This window comes from Pseudovibrio sp. Ad26 (genome assembly GCF_001623285.1).
GTDB lineage: Bacteria > Pseudomonadota > Alphaproteobacteria > Rhizobiales > Stappiaceae > Pseudovibrio > Pseudovibrio ascidiaceicola.
Window position 1 is genome coordinate 124924 of the sequence record NZ_LMCE01000015.1, and the last position, 13358, is coordinate 138281.

The 13358-nt window shown below is 51.3% G+C and carries 19 protein-coding genes; 5 read left to right on the plus strand and 14 right to left on the minus strand.

Translation table 11 applies throughout. The features are described 5' to 3' along the window. Window positions 1-10: 10 nt before the first annotated feature. From proB to PsAD26_RS03435, 3 genes are all read right to left on the minus strand, one after another. Window positions 11-1141: a glutamate 5-kinase gene (gene proB, locus PsAD26_RS03425; RefSeq protein ID WP_063309265.1), complete on the minus strand. Its 1131-nt coding sequence runs from the start codon at window positions 1139-1141 to the stop codon at window positions 11-13. Further along, window positions 1141-2187 carry a GTPase ObgE gene (gene obgE, locus PsAD26_RS03430; protein ID WP_063309266.1) on the minus strand — a complete coding sequence of 349 codons (1047 nt, stop codon included), beginning with the start codon at window positions 2185-2187 and terminating at the stop codon, window positions 1141-1143. Before obgE ends, proB begins: the two co-directional genes overlap by 1 nt. 276 nt (window positions 2188-2463) lie before the next feature. Continuing rightward, window positions 2464-3009 carry a GNAT family protein gene (locus PsAD26_RS03435; RefSeq protein WP_063309267.1) on the minus strand — a complete coding sequence of 182 codons (546 nt, stop codon included), beginning with the start codon at window positions 3007-3009 and terminating at the stop codon, window positions 2464-2466. 853 nt (window positions 3010-3862) lie between these two features. Here PsAD26_RS03435 and PsAD26_RS03440 point away from each other — a divergent pair. The 4 genes from PsAD26_RS03440 (at window position 3863) to PsAD26_RS03455 (ending at window position 6499) form a co-directional block, all read left to right on the plus strand. After that, window positions 3863-4069, plus strand: a complete 207-nt coding sequence (locus tag PsAD26_RS03440; protein ID WP_057461563.1) for a cold-shock protein — start codon at window positions 3863-3865, stop codon at window positions 4067-4069. Window positions 4070-4345: 276 nt separating this feature from the next. Beyond that, window positions 4346-4978, plus strand: a complete 633-nt coding sequence (locus PsAD26_RS03445) for a TetR/AcrR family transcriptional regulator (RefSeq protein WP_063309268.1) — start codon at window positions 4346-4348, stop codon at window positions 4976-4978. 99 nt (window positions 4979-5077) lie between these two features. Then, window positions 5078-5665, plus strand: a complete 588-nt coding sequence (locus PsAD26_RS03450) for an OsmC family protein (protein WP_063286536.1) — start codon at window positions 5078-5080, stop codon at window positions 5663-5665. A 108-nt stretch (window positions 5666-5773) separates the two neighbouring features. Further along, window positions 5774-6499, plus strand: coding sequence for a hypothetical protein (locus tag PsAD26_RS03455; protein ID WP_063309269.1), 726 nt, complete (start codon window positions 5774-5776; stop codon window positions 6497-6499). 50 nt (window positions 6500-6549) lie between these two features. On the opposite strand, the gene PsAD26_RS03460 is transcribed toward PsAD26_RS03455, so the two are convergent. The 11 genes from PsAD26_RS03460 to rplU all read right to left on the minus strand — a co-directional run bounded on the left by PsAD26_RS03460 (window position 6550) and on the right by rplU (window position 13011). Beyond that, entirely contained in the window at window positions 6550-7164 is a 615-nt protein-coding gene (locus tag PsAD26_RS03460; protein WP_208985483.1) for a GNAT family N-acetyltransferase, read from the minus strand. A gap of 8 nt (window positions 7165-7172) precedes the next feature. Further along, window positions 7173-7718, minus strand: a complete 546-nt coding sequence (locus PsAD26_RS03465; RefSeq protein WP_063309270.1) for a GNAT family N-acetyltransferase — start codon at window positions 7716-7718, stop codon at window positions 7173-7175. A 9-nt stretch (window positions 7719-7727) separates the two neighbouring features. After that, window positions 7728-8294, minus strand: coding sequence for a GNAT family N-acetyltransferase (locus PsAD26_RS03470; protein WP_063309271.1), 567 nt, complete (start codon window positions 8292-8294; stop codon window positions 7728-7730). Window positions 8295-8299: 5 nt separating this feature from the next. After that, the gene (locus PsAD26_RS03475; protein ID WP_063309272.1) at window positions 8300-8848 is read right to left on the minus strand and encodes a GNAT family protein; all 549 of its coding nucleotides are present in this window, start codon (window positions 8846-8848) and stop codon (window positions 8300-8302) included. 1 nt (window position 8849) lies between these two features. After that, window positions 8850-9410 (minus strand): GNAT family N-acetyltransferase, encoded by a 561-nt coding sequence (locus PsAD26_RS03480; RefSeq protein WP_063309273.1) that lies wholly within the window; start codon window positions 9408-9410, stop codon window positions 8850-8852. Beyond that, entirely contained in the window at window positions 9407-9973 is a 567-nt protein-coding gene (locus tag PsAD26_RS03485; RefSeq protein WP_063309274.1) for a GNAT family N-acetyltransferase, read from the minus strand. Before PsAD26_RS03485 ends, PsAD26_RS03480 begins: the two co-directional genes overlap by 4 nt. Continuing rightward, window positions 9970-10536 (minus strand): GNAT family N-acetyltransferase, encoded by a 567-nt coding sequence (locus tag PsAD26_RS03490; protein ID WP_063309275.1) that lies wholly within the window; start codon window positions 10534-10536, stop codon window positions 9970-9972. The genes PsAD26_RS03485 and PsAD26_RS03490 overlap by 4 nt, the downstream gene beginning before the upstream one ends. Continuing rightward, a complete protein-coding gene (locus PsAD26_RS03495; protein WP_084403559.1) occupies window positions 10533-11123 on the minus strand; it encodes a GNAT family N-acetyltransferase in 591 nt (196 codons plus the stop codon). The genes PsAD26_RS03490 and PsAD26_RS03495 overlap by 4 nt, the downstream gene beginning before the upstream one ends. A 234-nt stretch (window positions 11124-11357) precedes the next feature. Continuing rightward, the gene (locus tag PsAD26_RS03500; RefSeq protein ID WP_063309276.1) at window positions 11358-11963 is read right to left on the minus strand and encodes a GNAT family N-acetyltransferase; all 606 of its coding nucleotides are present in this window, start codon (window positions 11961-11963) and stop codon (window positions 11358-11360) included. A gap of 156 nt (window positions 11964-12119) precedes the next feature. After that, window positions 12120-12389 carry a 50S ribosomal protein L27 gene (gene rpmA / locus PsAD26_RS03505; protein ID WP_057461576.1) on the minus strand — a complete coding sequence of 90 codons (270 nt, stop codon included), beginning with the start codon at window positions 12387-12389 and terminating at the stop codon, window positions 12120-12122. Window positions 12390-12435: 46 nt separating this feature from the next. After that, window positions 12436-13011 (minus strand): 50S ribosomal protein L21, encoded by a 576-nt coding sequence (gene rplU / locus PsAD26_RS03510; protein ID WP_057461735.1) that lies wholly within the window; start codon window positions 13009-13011, stop codon window positions 12436-12438. A gap of 30 nt (window positions 13012-13041) precedes the next feature. Between rplU and PsAD26_RS29265 the strand changes: the two genes are divergently transcribed. Further along, window positions 13042-13257, plus strand: coding sequence for a hypothetical protein (locus tag PsAD26_RS29265; RefSeq protein WP_153041445.1), 216 nt, complete (start codon window positions 13042-13044; stop codon window positions 13255-13257). Window positions 13258-13358: the final 101 nt, after the last annotated feature.

A 13358-nucleotide genomic window follows, 5' to 3' on the forward strand; every position in this document is an offset into this window, starting at 1 on the left:
TAAACAGTTTCTATGAATTGTCCAAATCAGATGTAGAGAGCACAAGGTCGTCCGTATGGACCATCTCTGCACGTCCCGGATAGCCAACAATGGCTTCAATTTCTTTGCTGTTGCGCCCAATAATGAGAGAGGCCTCACCGTAATCATAGGCCACAAGCCCGCAACCCACATCGTGCCCGTCCGCATCTATAATACGCACCGCATCACCACGTGTGAATGTGCCATCCACTTTGGTCACCCCTGCTGGCAGCAAGCTTTTACCTGCCTTCACAGCTTTCAACGCGCCTGCATCCAGCTGAATGGTGCCATGCGGCTTCAGGTGACCGCTGATCCACGTTTTGCGGGCCCGGGAAGGTGAAGATGGAGCAGGGAACCATGTCGCCCGTGCGCCATTTTCAATCGCGTTGAGTGGGTTCATGGTCTTGCCACTGGCAATGATCATGGATGTACCTGCGCTCTGCGCAATCTTAGCCGCATCAATCTTGGTCTTCATGCCTCCGGAGGAGAAGGCTGTTCCCGGCGCACCGGCCATCGCCTCAATCTCCTGCGTCACCTGAGGAACCTCAGGCAGGAAGATGGCATCAGGATCTGTCTGCGGAGCGGCGGTGTAAAGCCCGTCCACATCAGACAGCAGCACAAGAAGATCCGCACTCGCCATGGTCGCCACACGGGCGCCCAGACGGTCGTTATCGCCATAGCGGATCTCGGAGGTCGCAACGCTGTCATTTTCGTTGATGATCGGCACAGCGCCCATCTTCAGCAGAGTGCCAATCGTCTCGCGCGCATTGAGGTAACGGCGACGCTCTTCCGTGTCGCCGAGCGTCAGCAGAATCTGGCCAGCCGTTAAACCACGCACACCGAGAATTTCAGAATACGCCTGAGCAAGTGCAATCTGGCCCACAGAAGCGGCGGCTTGCGCCTGCTCCAGTTTGAGCGGACCAGCTGGCAGACCAAGCACACCACGACCAAGAGCAATGGAACCGGAAGAGACCACCAGCACTTCTTTCCCAGCTTCGGAAAGAGCCTGAAGGTCATCTGCCAGCGATTCCAGCCACTCACGCTTCAATCGGCCTTTTTCTACCAGAAGGGCAGAGCCGATTTTTACGGTGATGCGCTTATAGTCGCTCAGACTTCGAGCCATTACGGGCGCCACTCCTCAATTCCATCAGAAGGGATGGCATTGGCCTCGTCTTGCTTATTCTTGTCAATTGCACGAATGATCATGCGCTGTGCAGTGTCGATGTTTTCACCACTGGCAGACGAAATGATCAAAGGCTTCTGACCGCAGGCCTCTTCAAGAGACTTAAAGCGCTCTTCGCGCAACTCTTCTGTCAATGCATCTGCTTTGGAAAGACAAACAATCTCAGCCTTCTCATCCAAACCATGGCCATAAGCTTCCAGCTCACCGCGAATGGTGCGGTAAGAATCTGCCGGATCTTCTTCGCCAGAGCCATCCACCAGATGCAGCAGAACGCGAGTACGCTCCACGTGGCCAAGGAAACGGTCGCCAAGACCATGACCTTCGTGTGCACCACGAATGAGGCCCGGAATGTCAGCGAGCACAAAGCCGCGATTGTCGAGTTCACACACACCCAGGTTAGGGTGCAGCGTGGTGAACGGATAATCCGCAATTTTCGGACGTGCTGCTGATACAGCGGAGAGGAAGGTGGACTTGCCAGCGTTTGGCAGGCCCACAAGTCCAGCATCCGCAATCAGCTTCAGCCGCAGCCAGATCCACTTTTCTTCACCTTCAAGACCAGGGTTCGCATGGCGCGGTGCCTGGTTGGTTGAGGATTTGAAGTGCGCGTTACCGAAACCGCCATTACCACCTTTCAGAAGCAACAAGCGCTGACCAATCTCAGTCATGTCCGCCTGAACGGTCTCGTTGTCTTCTTCAAGAATCTGAGTGCCTACAGGAACACGAAGCACAACATCGTCGCCCTTGGCGCCGGTTCTGTTGCGGCCCATGCCATGCATGCCGATTTTTGCTTTGTAGTGCTGTGCGTAGCGATAGTCGATCAGTGTGTTGAGGCCATCAACGCACTCAACCCATACATCACCACCACGGCCACCATCACCGCCGTCGGGTCCACCTTCGGCAACATATTTCTCACGGCGGAAGCTGACGCTGCCCGCGCCACCATCACCAGACTTTACAAAGATCTTTGCCTGATCGAGGAATTTCATTTTATTCTCTTTCGTCCACCTGTGACGTTCTTTGGAGGACGTCATAAAGCCCTATTGCGCTCCCGCCAAGGGCGGAACGGCAAATCTGGCTAATTTTATTGCTTAAGCGTGTTCCCGAAAAGTGTCTAGCGCTTTCCAGAAAAGAATAAGCAACCTGATTTATGGTTTGCTGCCCTGAACAGCCAAAAGGCTCACGAACATCAATTCGCAAGCCTTTCAAAATTCAAATGCGCAAGAACAAATCTCTAAAGACAAGTTGCTTTAGAGATTGGACCGTCAGGCTGCAATCGCCTGCATCGATGTCCATCTGTCCCGGGTCAGCGTAACTGTAGTGTAATCCATTTCGAGATCACCACGAGCGCGGTTCTTCTCTTTAGTCTCGCCAGTCACCTCAAACCCGTTCTTCTGAAGCACATTCAGAGATTTCGGATTGATGGTGAACAGGCCAGTGTTCATCGCAACCGCATTCAGCCGGTTGAACACATAATCGCATATCAGATTGGTCGCTTCACTGGCATAACCTTTACCCCATTGGGATTTAGCCAGCCAATAACCCAGGTGCGGTGTTGTCGAGACATTGCGGATGCCGATGACGCCGACAAGGCCTTCACCATTGTCGATCACCCAGTTGATCTCTTCGCAGTGAGATGTTGTGCGGCAATGATCAAACCACCAGTCTCCATCATCCTTTGTATAAGGATGCGGAACGACAGTCAGCATCTTGCTCACATCGAAATCATTCAAAGACGCATTATGAATATCAAAATCACTCTCGCGAAAATCGCGTAGGATCAAGCGCTCGGATTGTAACTCCGGGAACATGACAATCTCTTCTTATTCTTCTTGGAGCGCTTGGCTTGTTGTCGCTGGCGCTCTTTCTCTTAAGTACACGAAGATAGCGTCAAACCCGTCGAGCCATGTGCTCGCAACGCGCCGGTGCTATCCAACCCTTGCTTTTGGTTCCTGAAATCTCAAGTGAACCCCTGCCGCGAGTGCGGGTACGATCACAAAGGGACGAGGGAGCAAAAGGCTGTTGCCGCAACCTTGCTCAAAGACCCTATCCTGCCATCTGCTGAAAGTCGCGGAACGCATAAACAGTCGCGCCAGCCAGATCAGAGAAGCAGGACCCATCTTCAATTGCCCGATAAACACACACAGATCGGAGAATCGAAGGTGATCGACGCCTGCACCTTTATTCACAGGGGAACAAAGCAAGCAGGCAACAGCATCTTGGAGGTTTCAAAATCCGAGAGGAACTTCAAAGCTTGGGGGCGGTCACTATCTCGGACCACTCCCTATTGCAAGCAGTTAGAGCATATTTCTGGAATATTTTTCACATGCTGAGGAATATTCGCTCAAATATCGACAAATCCGGCAATGCAACCGCCAGGTGTCTCCAATATCGAGTTTCCCTCAATTTTATGCGTTTTGTGAAAAGATCAGGGAATAAGTTAGGATTTGACTCAGTAAAAACACAGGGAATTTAAAAAAAATGGCTCTACACGCCTCAAATGGAAAGCTGGATCTTTACTTATCAGTCAATATGTGGAATGCCGTCTCTACGTTAAGACTATCGACCCTGTCTCCTTTTTAGGCGTCAGTGCACTCGATTTCGCCCTGACGCAACCAAAGCTATCTGCATGTCGCAGCGGCACACTAACTAGGAGATATCACGATGGCTAAAGGCACCGTGAAATGGTTCAACAGCACTAAAGGTTTCGGTTTTATTGCACCTGAAGATGGAAGCAAAGACGTATTTGTTCACATCTCTGCAGTAGAGCGCTCCGGTCTGTCTACTCTGGCTGATGGCCAGGACGTAACTTACGAACTGGAAGCTGGTCGTGATGGCCGTCAGAGCGCTGTAAACCTCGAAACCGTATAATTCGAGCTGTTCAGTGAAAAAGAGCGCAGCAATGCGCTCTTTTTTTTGTCTGGATTTTGGCCCAGACATCAATAAATCAACAATGAGATAGCCATCAGGCTTCCATTCAGCCAATACGACCCTCCCAAAATCCGGCTCCCAACATCATGCTTCGCCGTGATGTCAGCTGAGCGCCCCCACATTCCATTCCCTTGCAATCTTGTTTCTCCTCACCAAATTCACTAGAGCTTAGTGTAAGATACGGTATCGTACCCACGTGAGAGACGGAAAACCTGCATGGAATCAGAGAAAAAGGTATCGCGCGGCGAAAAGCGGAAACAAGAGCTTTTGGAAATCGCAGCTGACGCCATCATCGAGCTTGGCTATGCCAACACCTCAATGGATGAGATCGTCAGACGTGCCCGCGCCTCCAAAACCACAGTCTACAGACACTTCAAAAACAAAGAAGCAATGTTGGCAGAGATTGTCAGCAACTTGTCTGAAGGGCCTGTCCTCTCCATTAAACCTCTCGACTCAAACGAAGATGGCGGCTCCCGTCAGGAGCTTGAAGAGATTCTGTTTGTCTTTGGCAAGGCTGTCTTGACCCTCATCTATGATGACAGAACTCTGGGCCTTTGGCGCATGTTGATAGGTGAGGGCAGTCGCGCTCCTCATATTACCAAATCATTCTTCCAGCTTGGCCCCAAACGGGCAACCTCCAGCATTGCACAGCAGCTCCAACTGGCGAGCAATCTGGGCATCGTCGCCATCGAACATCCTGAAAACGCAGCGGCCATCTTCATGGGTATGTTGCGCGAGGACACTCATCTTGCTCTTCTGCTGGGCGTTCAATCCGCGCCGACTCTACAGGAAATCTCAGATCATGTTCGCCAATGTGTGCATGATTTCATGAAAGCATATGGCGCTTGATCTCATCCAGCGCCGACCAGCTGAAACAGCCATGCTTGACGAAAGTGATTTTTATCTGCTAAGTGTACGGTACAGTATCGTACACTTACGGAGGTAAAGATGCTTGATAATAACACTGTGACACATCCCATCGTGACCCGGGCAGCGGCCATGCCAACGCCCCAGCACATCAGCTTAAACAAAATCAAAAAGTCGAAAGACGGCATGGAGCTTGAGGTCGATTTCCTCGCAGAGCTCACAGGCGATGGCTTGGTCAAGACCGGTGTGGTCCAGCCCAACGTCCCCGGCTTTGGCGCGTTTGAAGTTCTCTGCGACGAAGGCTCATCCATTGGCGGCACGGATACAGCTCCCGCACCATTGTCTTACCTGGCCGCGGGTATCGGCTTCTGCCTGCTCACGCATGTGCATGGGTTGGCTCAGTCCCGGAAGCTGAACATCTCCTCCATCAAGCTGGAGCAGAAAATGAAGTTCCAGTCCAGAATTCCGGGAATGACCGCTGAAGAAGGCTCGGACATGCTTGGTGTTTCAAAAGGCGTCGAGACAGTCATCATCATCGAATCGCAAGAAGACCCATCTCTGATTGCCTCTTTGGTGGAGGCGAGTGAGAAAGCCTGCATGGCGCTTCAAACCGTCGTAAATGCAGTCCCGGCATCGACCACCATCATCAACAACGGCCAGAAACTTTGAGCCAGAATTGATGCGTAGGGCAGCCTCTCAAGCAAAATCGTTTGAGATGTTGCCCTCCTCTCCATTTCTCCTTCTCAACAATGTCTCCGAGAAGGCGGAGGAAATACAATGACATCTTCTTCCCAACACAACTACTTCCCCACCACCTTTCGCAACCAACTCATGGCAACAATCGTCTGGGCTCAGGTCTTTGTTCTCTATTGCATTGGCCTATTGGTTTTCACCGAACAGAACACAAGTCAGATTTTCTGGGCAGATCCGTTCATCAAGATCGTGCCGATTTACGTCTCTACCTGGCTCATCATTTTCACCTCACTGCTCTTGGGCTGGTTTTGCTTTAACAAACTCGGCTGGGCAGGCTTGATAAAGCACACGCCCGGTTTGCAGATCGTGAGCGGTGTAAGCACAGCAATCATCATTACATGCATTATCTGGGCGTTTTTCGGGAGTGAACTGCCTGACTTTGTCCCGGCAGAAGAAAGCTCACGTCCAGGCTATCTCTTCGGCATGGTAGCTGGTTACGGCGAAGAACTCGTCTTCCGCATGTTATTGAGTGCGCTGGTCTTCTTCGGAATGTTCAAACTGCTGTCAGGCGTTGAGTACAGGTATCGCGTGTTCTGGTCTGCTGGCACTGCAATCCTCATCGCAGCACTAGCTTTTGTCTTCCTTCATGAGCTTGGAGAACTGGATAGCATCTTATTGTGGAACTTGATCGCCACACGCATTCTCGTTCCCGGCATTATAATGGGGAGCCTGTTTTTTCTGGTCGGTCCGGGTTTTCTCATCTTCATGCACAGCACCATGCACATCATGATACCGCTGCTATTCGACTAATCCCAAAACTTGTCGCGCGCACCCATCGGCACGCGACAAGCAATTTACCTTCAAACCGTCACCGCCCGCATGGCTTCCCATAAAGGACGGGTGAGCTCCACGTTGATAAGAGTGACTTCTTCTTCTCCGCGAGCGCGACTTTTTTCTGGCTCCGAGCCGATTGTTTGGAAACCGTTCTTCGCCAACACATTCAGGGATCCGTCATTTTCTTCAAATGCTCCGGAAGTCACTTTGGTAGAACCTAATTCCTCAAAGCAGTAATTAACCACCGCCTCAGTTGCCTCGCTCATATAGCCTTTGCCCCAGAACGGTTGACCCAGCCAATAACCAATGCGCGGGAAGCCATCTTCTGGGATGCGTATTCCAATGACGCCTGAGAACCCGTGTTCGGATTCAATAACCCAATTCGTCTCTTCGCTTAGCGGTGTCTCCTTGATGTGGTTCAACCACCATTCCCCATCTGCTTTTGTGTAAGGGTAGGGCACCACAGTCAGCATCTTGCTGACTTCAAAATTGCTGATGTACTCACAGATCGGCTCCAGATCATCCTGCTGAAACTGGCGGAGTGTCAGGCGGTTTGTTTTGAGTTCAGGAAACATCATTAGTCCAACTTGTTGCGTTTTGGAGTACTCGGTCAGTGCGCCGCAAGTACTCTGTAATTCCATAAGGGTCGTTAGGCAGGGGCATGTCGTGCAGCCCACTGTTCCCGCGTTAAACTAAGAGAAATATTCGGCAGCTTCTCTTCTGGCCGGGAACGCGGAGTTGAAAAGCCTCTTCCAATCTCCTGAAAGCCCAGTTTGCTCAGAACACGCAAGCTTCCGGGGTTCTCTTCAAGCGCAGAGGTGTAAATCGTGGGCAGGCCAAGTACCTCAAAGCCATATGTAGTAATGGCCTGAGCAGCCTCACTCATATAGCCTTTGCCCCAAAGATGCTCAGCAAGCCAATACCCAAGAATTGGCTTGCCGCTTTGAAGCTTCATCAGAGTGATCGCGCCGGAAAAGCCTGCAGGTCCCTCAATTACCCAGGCGATCTTTTCAGAAAGTGGCGTGTTCAGGCAGTAGTTGATCCACCATTCTCCGTCTGCTTTGGAATAAGGGTAAGGCACCTCAGAGAGTGTTTTGCTTACTGCGAAGTTATTCGTGTGCATGCAAAGCGGCTCCAGATCCGTGTGCTTGAACTGGCGCAGTATCAACCTGTCTGTTTTTAGGTCAGGAAACATCTTGAATACTCACGAAATCACGTCTGAATTAGTCAGTCGAAGAAAGTCATTGCGGGTCACTTGCAGCTGGATCTCATCGAGCTCCACATTGCCCCGCGCGCGGCAGACGTGCTTGGCCTCACCAGTAATCTTGAAACCCAACTTGGTCAGCACTCGCAAAGAGGCAGGGTTTTCTTTAAAAACCCCCGTGCGCACGACAAACAGCTCTCGGTCCTCAAAAAGGTAGGTAAGGACAGCACGCAAAGCCTCGCTCATCAGGCCTTTGCCCCAATGCTCCTGCCCAAGCCAATAACCAACGCTCGCAGCACCTTGCAGTTCCTTAGCTTTAAGCCCGCCAATAAATTGTCCATCAAGCTCAATCGCCCAGGTCACATTCTCAGCTGTATCGTTCGTATGAGCCTGCTCAATATAATCCCGTCCATCCGCTTCCAAAAATGGATGCGGTTGACTGCTCAGCGACTTGGAGACCTCAAAATCCCGCAAGTACGCACAAAGCCTCTCCAAATCGGTTTCTCGCATCTCCCGCAAAACAAGTCGCTCGCTGCGTAGAGCGGGGAAGGTGCTTTGGGTTGTCATGGTGCTCAACCTTCCGCTTCTGCTAGGTCCACAAAATCGGCTTTGGGCAATGCAAGCCGGAGATGTGGAACCATGATATCACCACGTCCTTTAGAGGGGATAGTTTCTTCGCCCACTTTGCTGAAGCCCATCTTATCCAACAAGTGAGAGGAGGCAGGATTGTCGGTAAACACACCAGCCTCAAAGTTCGTAACAAAGCGCTGTTCAAATCCGAAACGCAGAACTGCGCGAAGCGCTACGCTCATGTAACCACGCCCCCAATAAGGTTCACCCATCCAATAACCGGTCCAGCCAGTTACATCCTCAAACTTTGCCCAGATACAGCCAACTAGACCAGTCCCATCGTCAATGGCCCACAACACCACACTCTCAGGATCATTGGTCTTGCCGCGATGAATGTAGAACCTACCAGTCTCTTCCGTGAACGGATGCGGCATGCCCGAAAGCGTGCTCGCAATTGCATAAGAGTTTGCCAGCTGGACAAGGCGCTCCAGATCACCGTCGTCGATCATGCGCAATCGGAGCCGGTCTGTTTTCAGCTCTGGAAAAGCCATCCTATCTTATCCCCGCCACGGCAAGCTGTGGTTGCTCCGCAGACTGTGCCAGCTGGAGTTCGAAGTTCTGAGTCTCGATTTCGTCGGCTTCTCTGGAAACGCAGGAATGCGTGCAGACAGAGGTTGGGACGAAGCCATTCTTCATAAGAACGCGGAATGACGCAGGATTCTCCAAAAAAACGCACGCATCAACGTTTTCAACGCAACGCTCATTTTGTAGATAGTTTACAACGGCTTGCACAGCTTCACTCATATAACCCCGCCGCCAGTAGTATTTGCCAAGCGCATAGCCCAAAGAAGCGGATTTGCCGATCCGGTGTGCACCAATGGACCCGATGAAACCGGTACCATTGTCAATTGCCCACACCACATCTGTGCTCAAATCATTAGAATGGTTACGAGTGATAAACTCATGCGCCCACTCATCAGTGATAGGATGCGGAAAACTGGCAGTCATCCGCGCCACATCAAAGTCAGAAAACAGGAACCGCAGCCGCGGATAGTCGTCCGGCTGAAGTGCTCTTAAAATCAACCGGTTGGTTTGTAATTCCGGAAAGATCATTGCGCTACCTCCTGCGCTCTGGCTTGTTGTGCTGCAATGAAGTCACTAGGGGATATGCGAAACTCTTCTGTAGGATAAGTCCCAGCAAGGCGGGCACGACTGCGGCCCTCATTCTTTCCGGTATAGACAAAGCCAAGCTTTCTCAGCAGAGCCTGAGAACCGACATTGTCGCTAAAGGCATCAGCACAGATGGATGGGATTTCCCGTTCCAGTAAGAGATAACTAAGTGCTGCGCTAACTGCCTCATACATAATGCCTTTTTTCCACTTTTCTTCAGCAAGCCAAAAGGCAAGAACCGGTGTTCTTTGAAGATAGCCAGCACCCACTCCACCAACTACTTCACCTTGAAGTTCAACAGCCCAGTTCACGGCATGGCCTAAGTCACCAGGCATAAACCTTTGCAAAAAGACCTCCGCATCCGCTTTGGTATAAGGATGCGGAGCACTTGCCAGCATACGCGTAACATTCTGATTTTGCAGTAATTCCACAATGCGCGGCGCGTCCGTCTCTCTCCATTCCCGAAGTATCAGACTGGCCGTTTTCAAACGAGGAAAAGTAGTCATTGTGCTGCCTCCTGCACTCTGAGCTGTTGTGCTGCAATGAAATCAAGCGGGGATATGGCGAACTCTTCTGTAGGATAAATTCCGGCCAGACGTGCCGCGCTGCTGCCCGTCCCTTGCCCAGTATGAACGAAGCCAAGCTTACGCATAAGCGCTTGAGATCCCTTGTTATCGCTGAAAGCATCGGCGACGATTTTGGGGAGCTCGCGTTCAAGAAGAAGATAGCGTAAGGCTTCACTAGTAGCCTCAAACATAATGCCTTTTTGCCAATGCTCCTCGGCCAGCCACCATCCGATGTCGGGTGTTTCATGAAGCGGCGCGGCGCCAATGCCACCAACCACTTCGCCCTGAAGCTCAACAGCCCAGTTTACATACTCGTTCAAATCACCGGGCATTGCCTTTTGCAAAAAGGCCTCTGCATCCGCTTTGGCGAAAGGGTGCGGTTTTGAGGTGAGCATGCGCGTAATGCTATGATTTTGAAAGAGTTTCAGCACGCGCGGTGCATCCGTCTCTCTCCATTCCCGAAGTGTCAGGCTGGCTGTTCTCAAACGAGGAAAGGTGGTCATAGTGCTGCTCCCATCATCACATGTGCATCACCATGCAATGCCTCAAACCGATCCCGCGGCAGATGCATGATGATATTCTCAATGTCTTGTTGCAAAGGTTTAGAGTACCGAAGGCAAACACCAGAAGGCTCAAAGCCTAGCTTTTTCAATACCTTCTGAGAGGAATAGTTCGTCGCAAACACACGAGCGGCGAAGGTGTCACATGCAGCGCGCGCAAAGCCCCAATGCAGCGCAGCAACACATGCTTCAGTGATATAGCCTTGGCCATGTGCAGCTTCGGAAAGCCAATAGCCAATGGTTGGCAGTTCCGGGAACTCTTTGAGATCACCGGGTTTTTGGACTTCAACGCCGCCTATAAGCTGTCCGTTAAAGTCGATGGCAAACGGAAATGAGTCCGTTTTAGCATTTGCAAGGCGCGCTTGTTCCACAAAGGCCTCGGCTTCCATCATGATTGGAGGCCACGTTAACCCGGTGAGCCAGCGTGCTATTTCATAGTTAGAAGGTCCGATCTCCCAAAAGCGAGGGAGATCGTCAGATTGGAACGGGCGCAGTTGCAGCCTTTGGGTATCTATAGTTGTGGTGAGCATTGTAAAAGGCCTTGTAAATCAAACTCATATTTCTCTAATCGTTCGTTGGAGTAGGTAAGTGAGGGTAAAACGCAGCATGCCCCGATGATCCGGATTGCAGACAGAGCGACTGCATCAGGATCACATTAAAAGCCCGCTGGTTTTATGTGGTTGAGGGTAAGCCGTTACAGCCAAACAACAATCACGCTGCCGAAAGCAGGTTGCTGTCATTGCAACCTGCTGATCTGGCATCACTTAACCAGCAGAGCCCCATCGCGTATTCGCGATCCATTGGCTGCGGGTCAGTGTAAAGCGTGTGGCATCCACCACGGCCATAGCGCCGAGAGAATGCAGCTTTGTCGTTCCGTCCTGCTTAAAGCCGCACTTGGTCAGCACGCGGTGCGAGGCAGGATTGCTCACGCGGCAAGAAGCGGAGAGCTCCTTAACACCGTTAGCAAACGCAAATTCGATAACAGACTGAACAGCTTCTGTCGCATATCCCTGGTTCCAGAATGGTTCGCCTACCCAATAACCCAGGTGCACAGCACCAAAGTCCTCAGTAAGCGGATTGAACCCGATAGCGCCAATAATACGGCCAGTGTTCTTCATGCGGATCGCGAACGTCGCCTGAGATGGCAACTGCACATCACACCGTTTCACGAGCGCTTTAGCGTCTTCATACGTGAATGGATGCGGCATGTTCGTCAGTTTCTCAGCGATCCGACGGTTGTTGGCTAAAAACAGGATGTCAGCCAAATCATCCTTGCGCGCTCGGTCGATGACGAGACGCGCGGTGTCCTGCGGCGACCCGGCCGCAACGCAACTGCTTTCTTCTGGGATTTCTTCGTATTCAACTACCATGGTTTTAACTCCGGTCTACTGCCCATCCCACTGGACAAAGAAAAAGGGAAGATGGCGTCCCATCTCCCCTTTTTCTGATCTTTCGATCTGAACCGGATTTTTCCAAATCCGTCGGGGTCTGATGAGACGCCGACGATTTGGATTATCACGTCAGCGTTACTCGGCGGCGAGTGCCACCGGCATCACATTAATAAATGTTCGGCCATTGCGTTTTTCTTCGAATGCAACTTTGCCTTCGACGGTCGCAAAGATGGTGTGATCTTTACCAATGCCAACACCTGCGCCTGGGTGCCACTTCGTGCCACGCTGACGTGCAATGATGTTGCCAGGAATCACGGCTTCGCCACCGAACTTCTTGATACCAAGGCGACGACCAGCTGAGTCGCGACCGTTGCGGGATGAACCGCCAGCTTTTTTATGAGCCATAACGAAGTACTCCTCGTTTAATCTCTAGGACAGAAACTTGCGCGAATTACTTCGCTGCGAGTTCCTTAGCCTGTGCAACCCAGTTATCACGTTCGAAGCGGCCTTTAGTGCCAGTTTCTTCTTCAACGCGGGCGATGTCTTCAGCAGAAAGAGCTGCGATCTGTGCGTAGGTAGAGATACCTGCAGCATTCAGCTTTTTCTCAATTGCTGGGCCAAGACCCTGCAATTTTTTCAGATCGTCGGAGCCTTCAGCAGCTGGTGCAGCGGCAGCTTTCTTAGGAGCAGCGGCTTTTTTAGCTGGCTTAGCGCCACTGGTCAGGATGTCGGTGATTTTCACAGTAGTGAAAGCCTGACGATGACCATTACGACGACGGGAGTTCTGACGACGACGTTTTTTGAAGATGATGATCTTACGATCACGACCCTGCTCAACAACCTCAGCTACAACAGAAGCGCCTTCAACGGTTGGTGCACCGATGGTGGTTTCAGCATCTGAACCAACCATGAGAACTTCGTCAAAAGTTACTGTTTCACCAGCTTCGGCAGAAACTTTTTCGATCTTCAGAAGATCGTCAGCAGCAACAGTGTACTGTTTACCGCCTGTTTTGATGACTGCGAACATGCGCATGTCCTTCTTATCTAAGCGCACCCTTTGGCGTCGCAGCAAACTGCGAACTTTGTCGACCGTTTCCCTTATGCTCTAGGAACGTCCCGTTTCGGGGAGATCGACCGCAAACTCTGGAAAAACCAGAAGGCGGTTTCGATGTCTTGCCTCGGACAGCGCGAAAACACGGGTTTCCCCGCAATTTATGAGCTGCTGGAATATACGCAGGCATTCTGGAATGTCAACGCAGAATCTCGCCATTAATATTAGAAATACGAGAGGTGAGATTTATGTCACGAATACTCGACTGTCAAAGAACGCTCCTATGCAGGAGTGATTCGCGCTATGGTTGCGCTGTCAGATTT

Bases quoted from the DNA above. Each gene is read 5' to 3' on its own strand.
- PsAD26_RS03475 (WP_063309272.1), bottom strand. From the start codon at position 8,848: ATGGCTTTTCCAGAGCTGAAAACAGACCGGCTCCGATTGCGCATGATC.
- PsAD26_RS03445 (WP_063309268.1), top strand. From the start codon at position 4,346: ATGGAATCAGAGAAAAAGGTATCGCGCGGCGAAAAGCGGAAACAAGAG.
- rplU (WP_057461735.1), bottom strand. From the start codon at position 13,011: ATGTTCGCAGTCATCAAAACAGGCGGTAAACAGTACACTGTTGCTGCT.
- PsAD26_RS03450 (WP_063286536.1), top strand. From the start codon at position 5,078: ATGCTTGATAATAACACTGTGACACATCCCATCGTGACCCGGGCAGCG.
- PsAD26_RS03435 (WP_063309267.1), bottom strand. From the start codon at position 3,009: ATGTTCCCGGAGTTACAATCCGAGCGCTTGATCCTACGCGATTTTCGC.
- PsAD26_RS03460 (WP_208985483.1), bottom strand. From the start codon at position 7,164: ATGGAATTACAGAGTACTTGCGGCGCACTGACCGAGTACTCCAAAACG.
- PsAD26_RS03455 (WP_063309269.1), top strand. From the start codon at position 5,774: ATGACATCTTCTTCCCAACACAACTACTTCCCCACCACCTTTCGCAAC.
- PsAD26_RS03480 (WP_063309273.1), bottom strand. From the start codon at position 9,410: ATGATCTTTCCGGAATTACAAACCAACCGGTTGATTTTAAGAGCACTT.
- PsAD26_RS03470 (WP_063309271.1), bottom strand. From the start codon at position 8,294: ATGACAACCCAAAGCACCTTCCCCGCTCTACGCAGCGAGCGACTTGTT.
- PsAD26_RS03485 (WP_063309274.1), bottom strand. From the start codon at position 9,973: ATGACTACTTTTCCTCGTTTGAAAACGGCCAGTCTGATACTTCGGGAA.
- obgE (WP_063309266.1), bottom strand. From the start codon at position 2,187: ATGAAATTCCTCGATCAGGCAAAGATCTTTGTAAAGTCTGGTGATGGT.
- PsAD26_RS03440 (WP_057461563.1), top strand. From the start codon at position 3,863: ATGGCTAAAGGCACCGTGAAATGGTTCAACAGCACTAAAGGTTTCGGT.
- rpmA (WP_057461576.1), bottom strand. From the start codon at position 12,389: ATGGCTCATAAAAAAGCTGGCGGTTCATCCCGCAACGGTCGCGACTCA.
- proB (WP_063309265.1), bottom strand. From the start codon at position 1,141: ATGGCTCGAAGTCTGAGCGACTATAAGCGCATCACCGTAAAAATCGGC.
- PsAD26_RS03490 (WP_063309275.1), bottom strand. From the start codon at position 10,536: ATGACCACCTTTCCTCGTTTGAGAACAGCCAGCCTGACACTTCGGGAA.
- PsAD26_RS03465 (WP_063309270.1), bottom strand. From the start codon at position 7,718: ATGTTTCCTGACCTAAAAACAGACAGGTTGATACTGCGCCAGTTCAAG.
- PsAD26_RS03500 (WP_063309276.1), bottom strand. From the start codon at position 11,963: ATGGTAGTTGAATACGAAGAAATCCCAGAAGAAAGCAGTTGCGTTGCG.
- PsAD26_RS03495 (WP_084403559.1), bottom strand. From the start codon at position 11,123: ATGCTCACCACAACTATAGATACCCAAAGGCTGCAACTGCGCCCGTTC.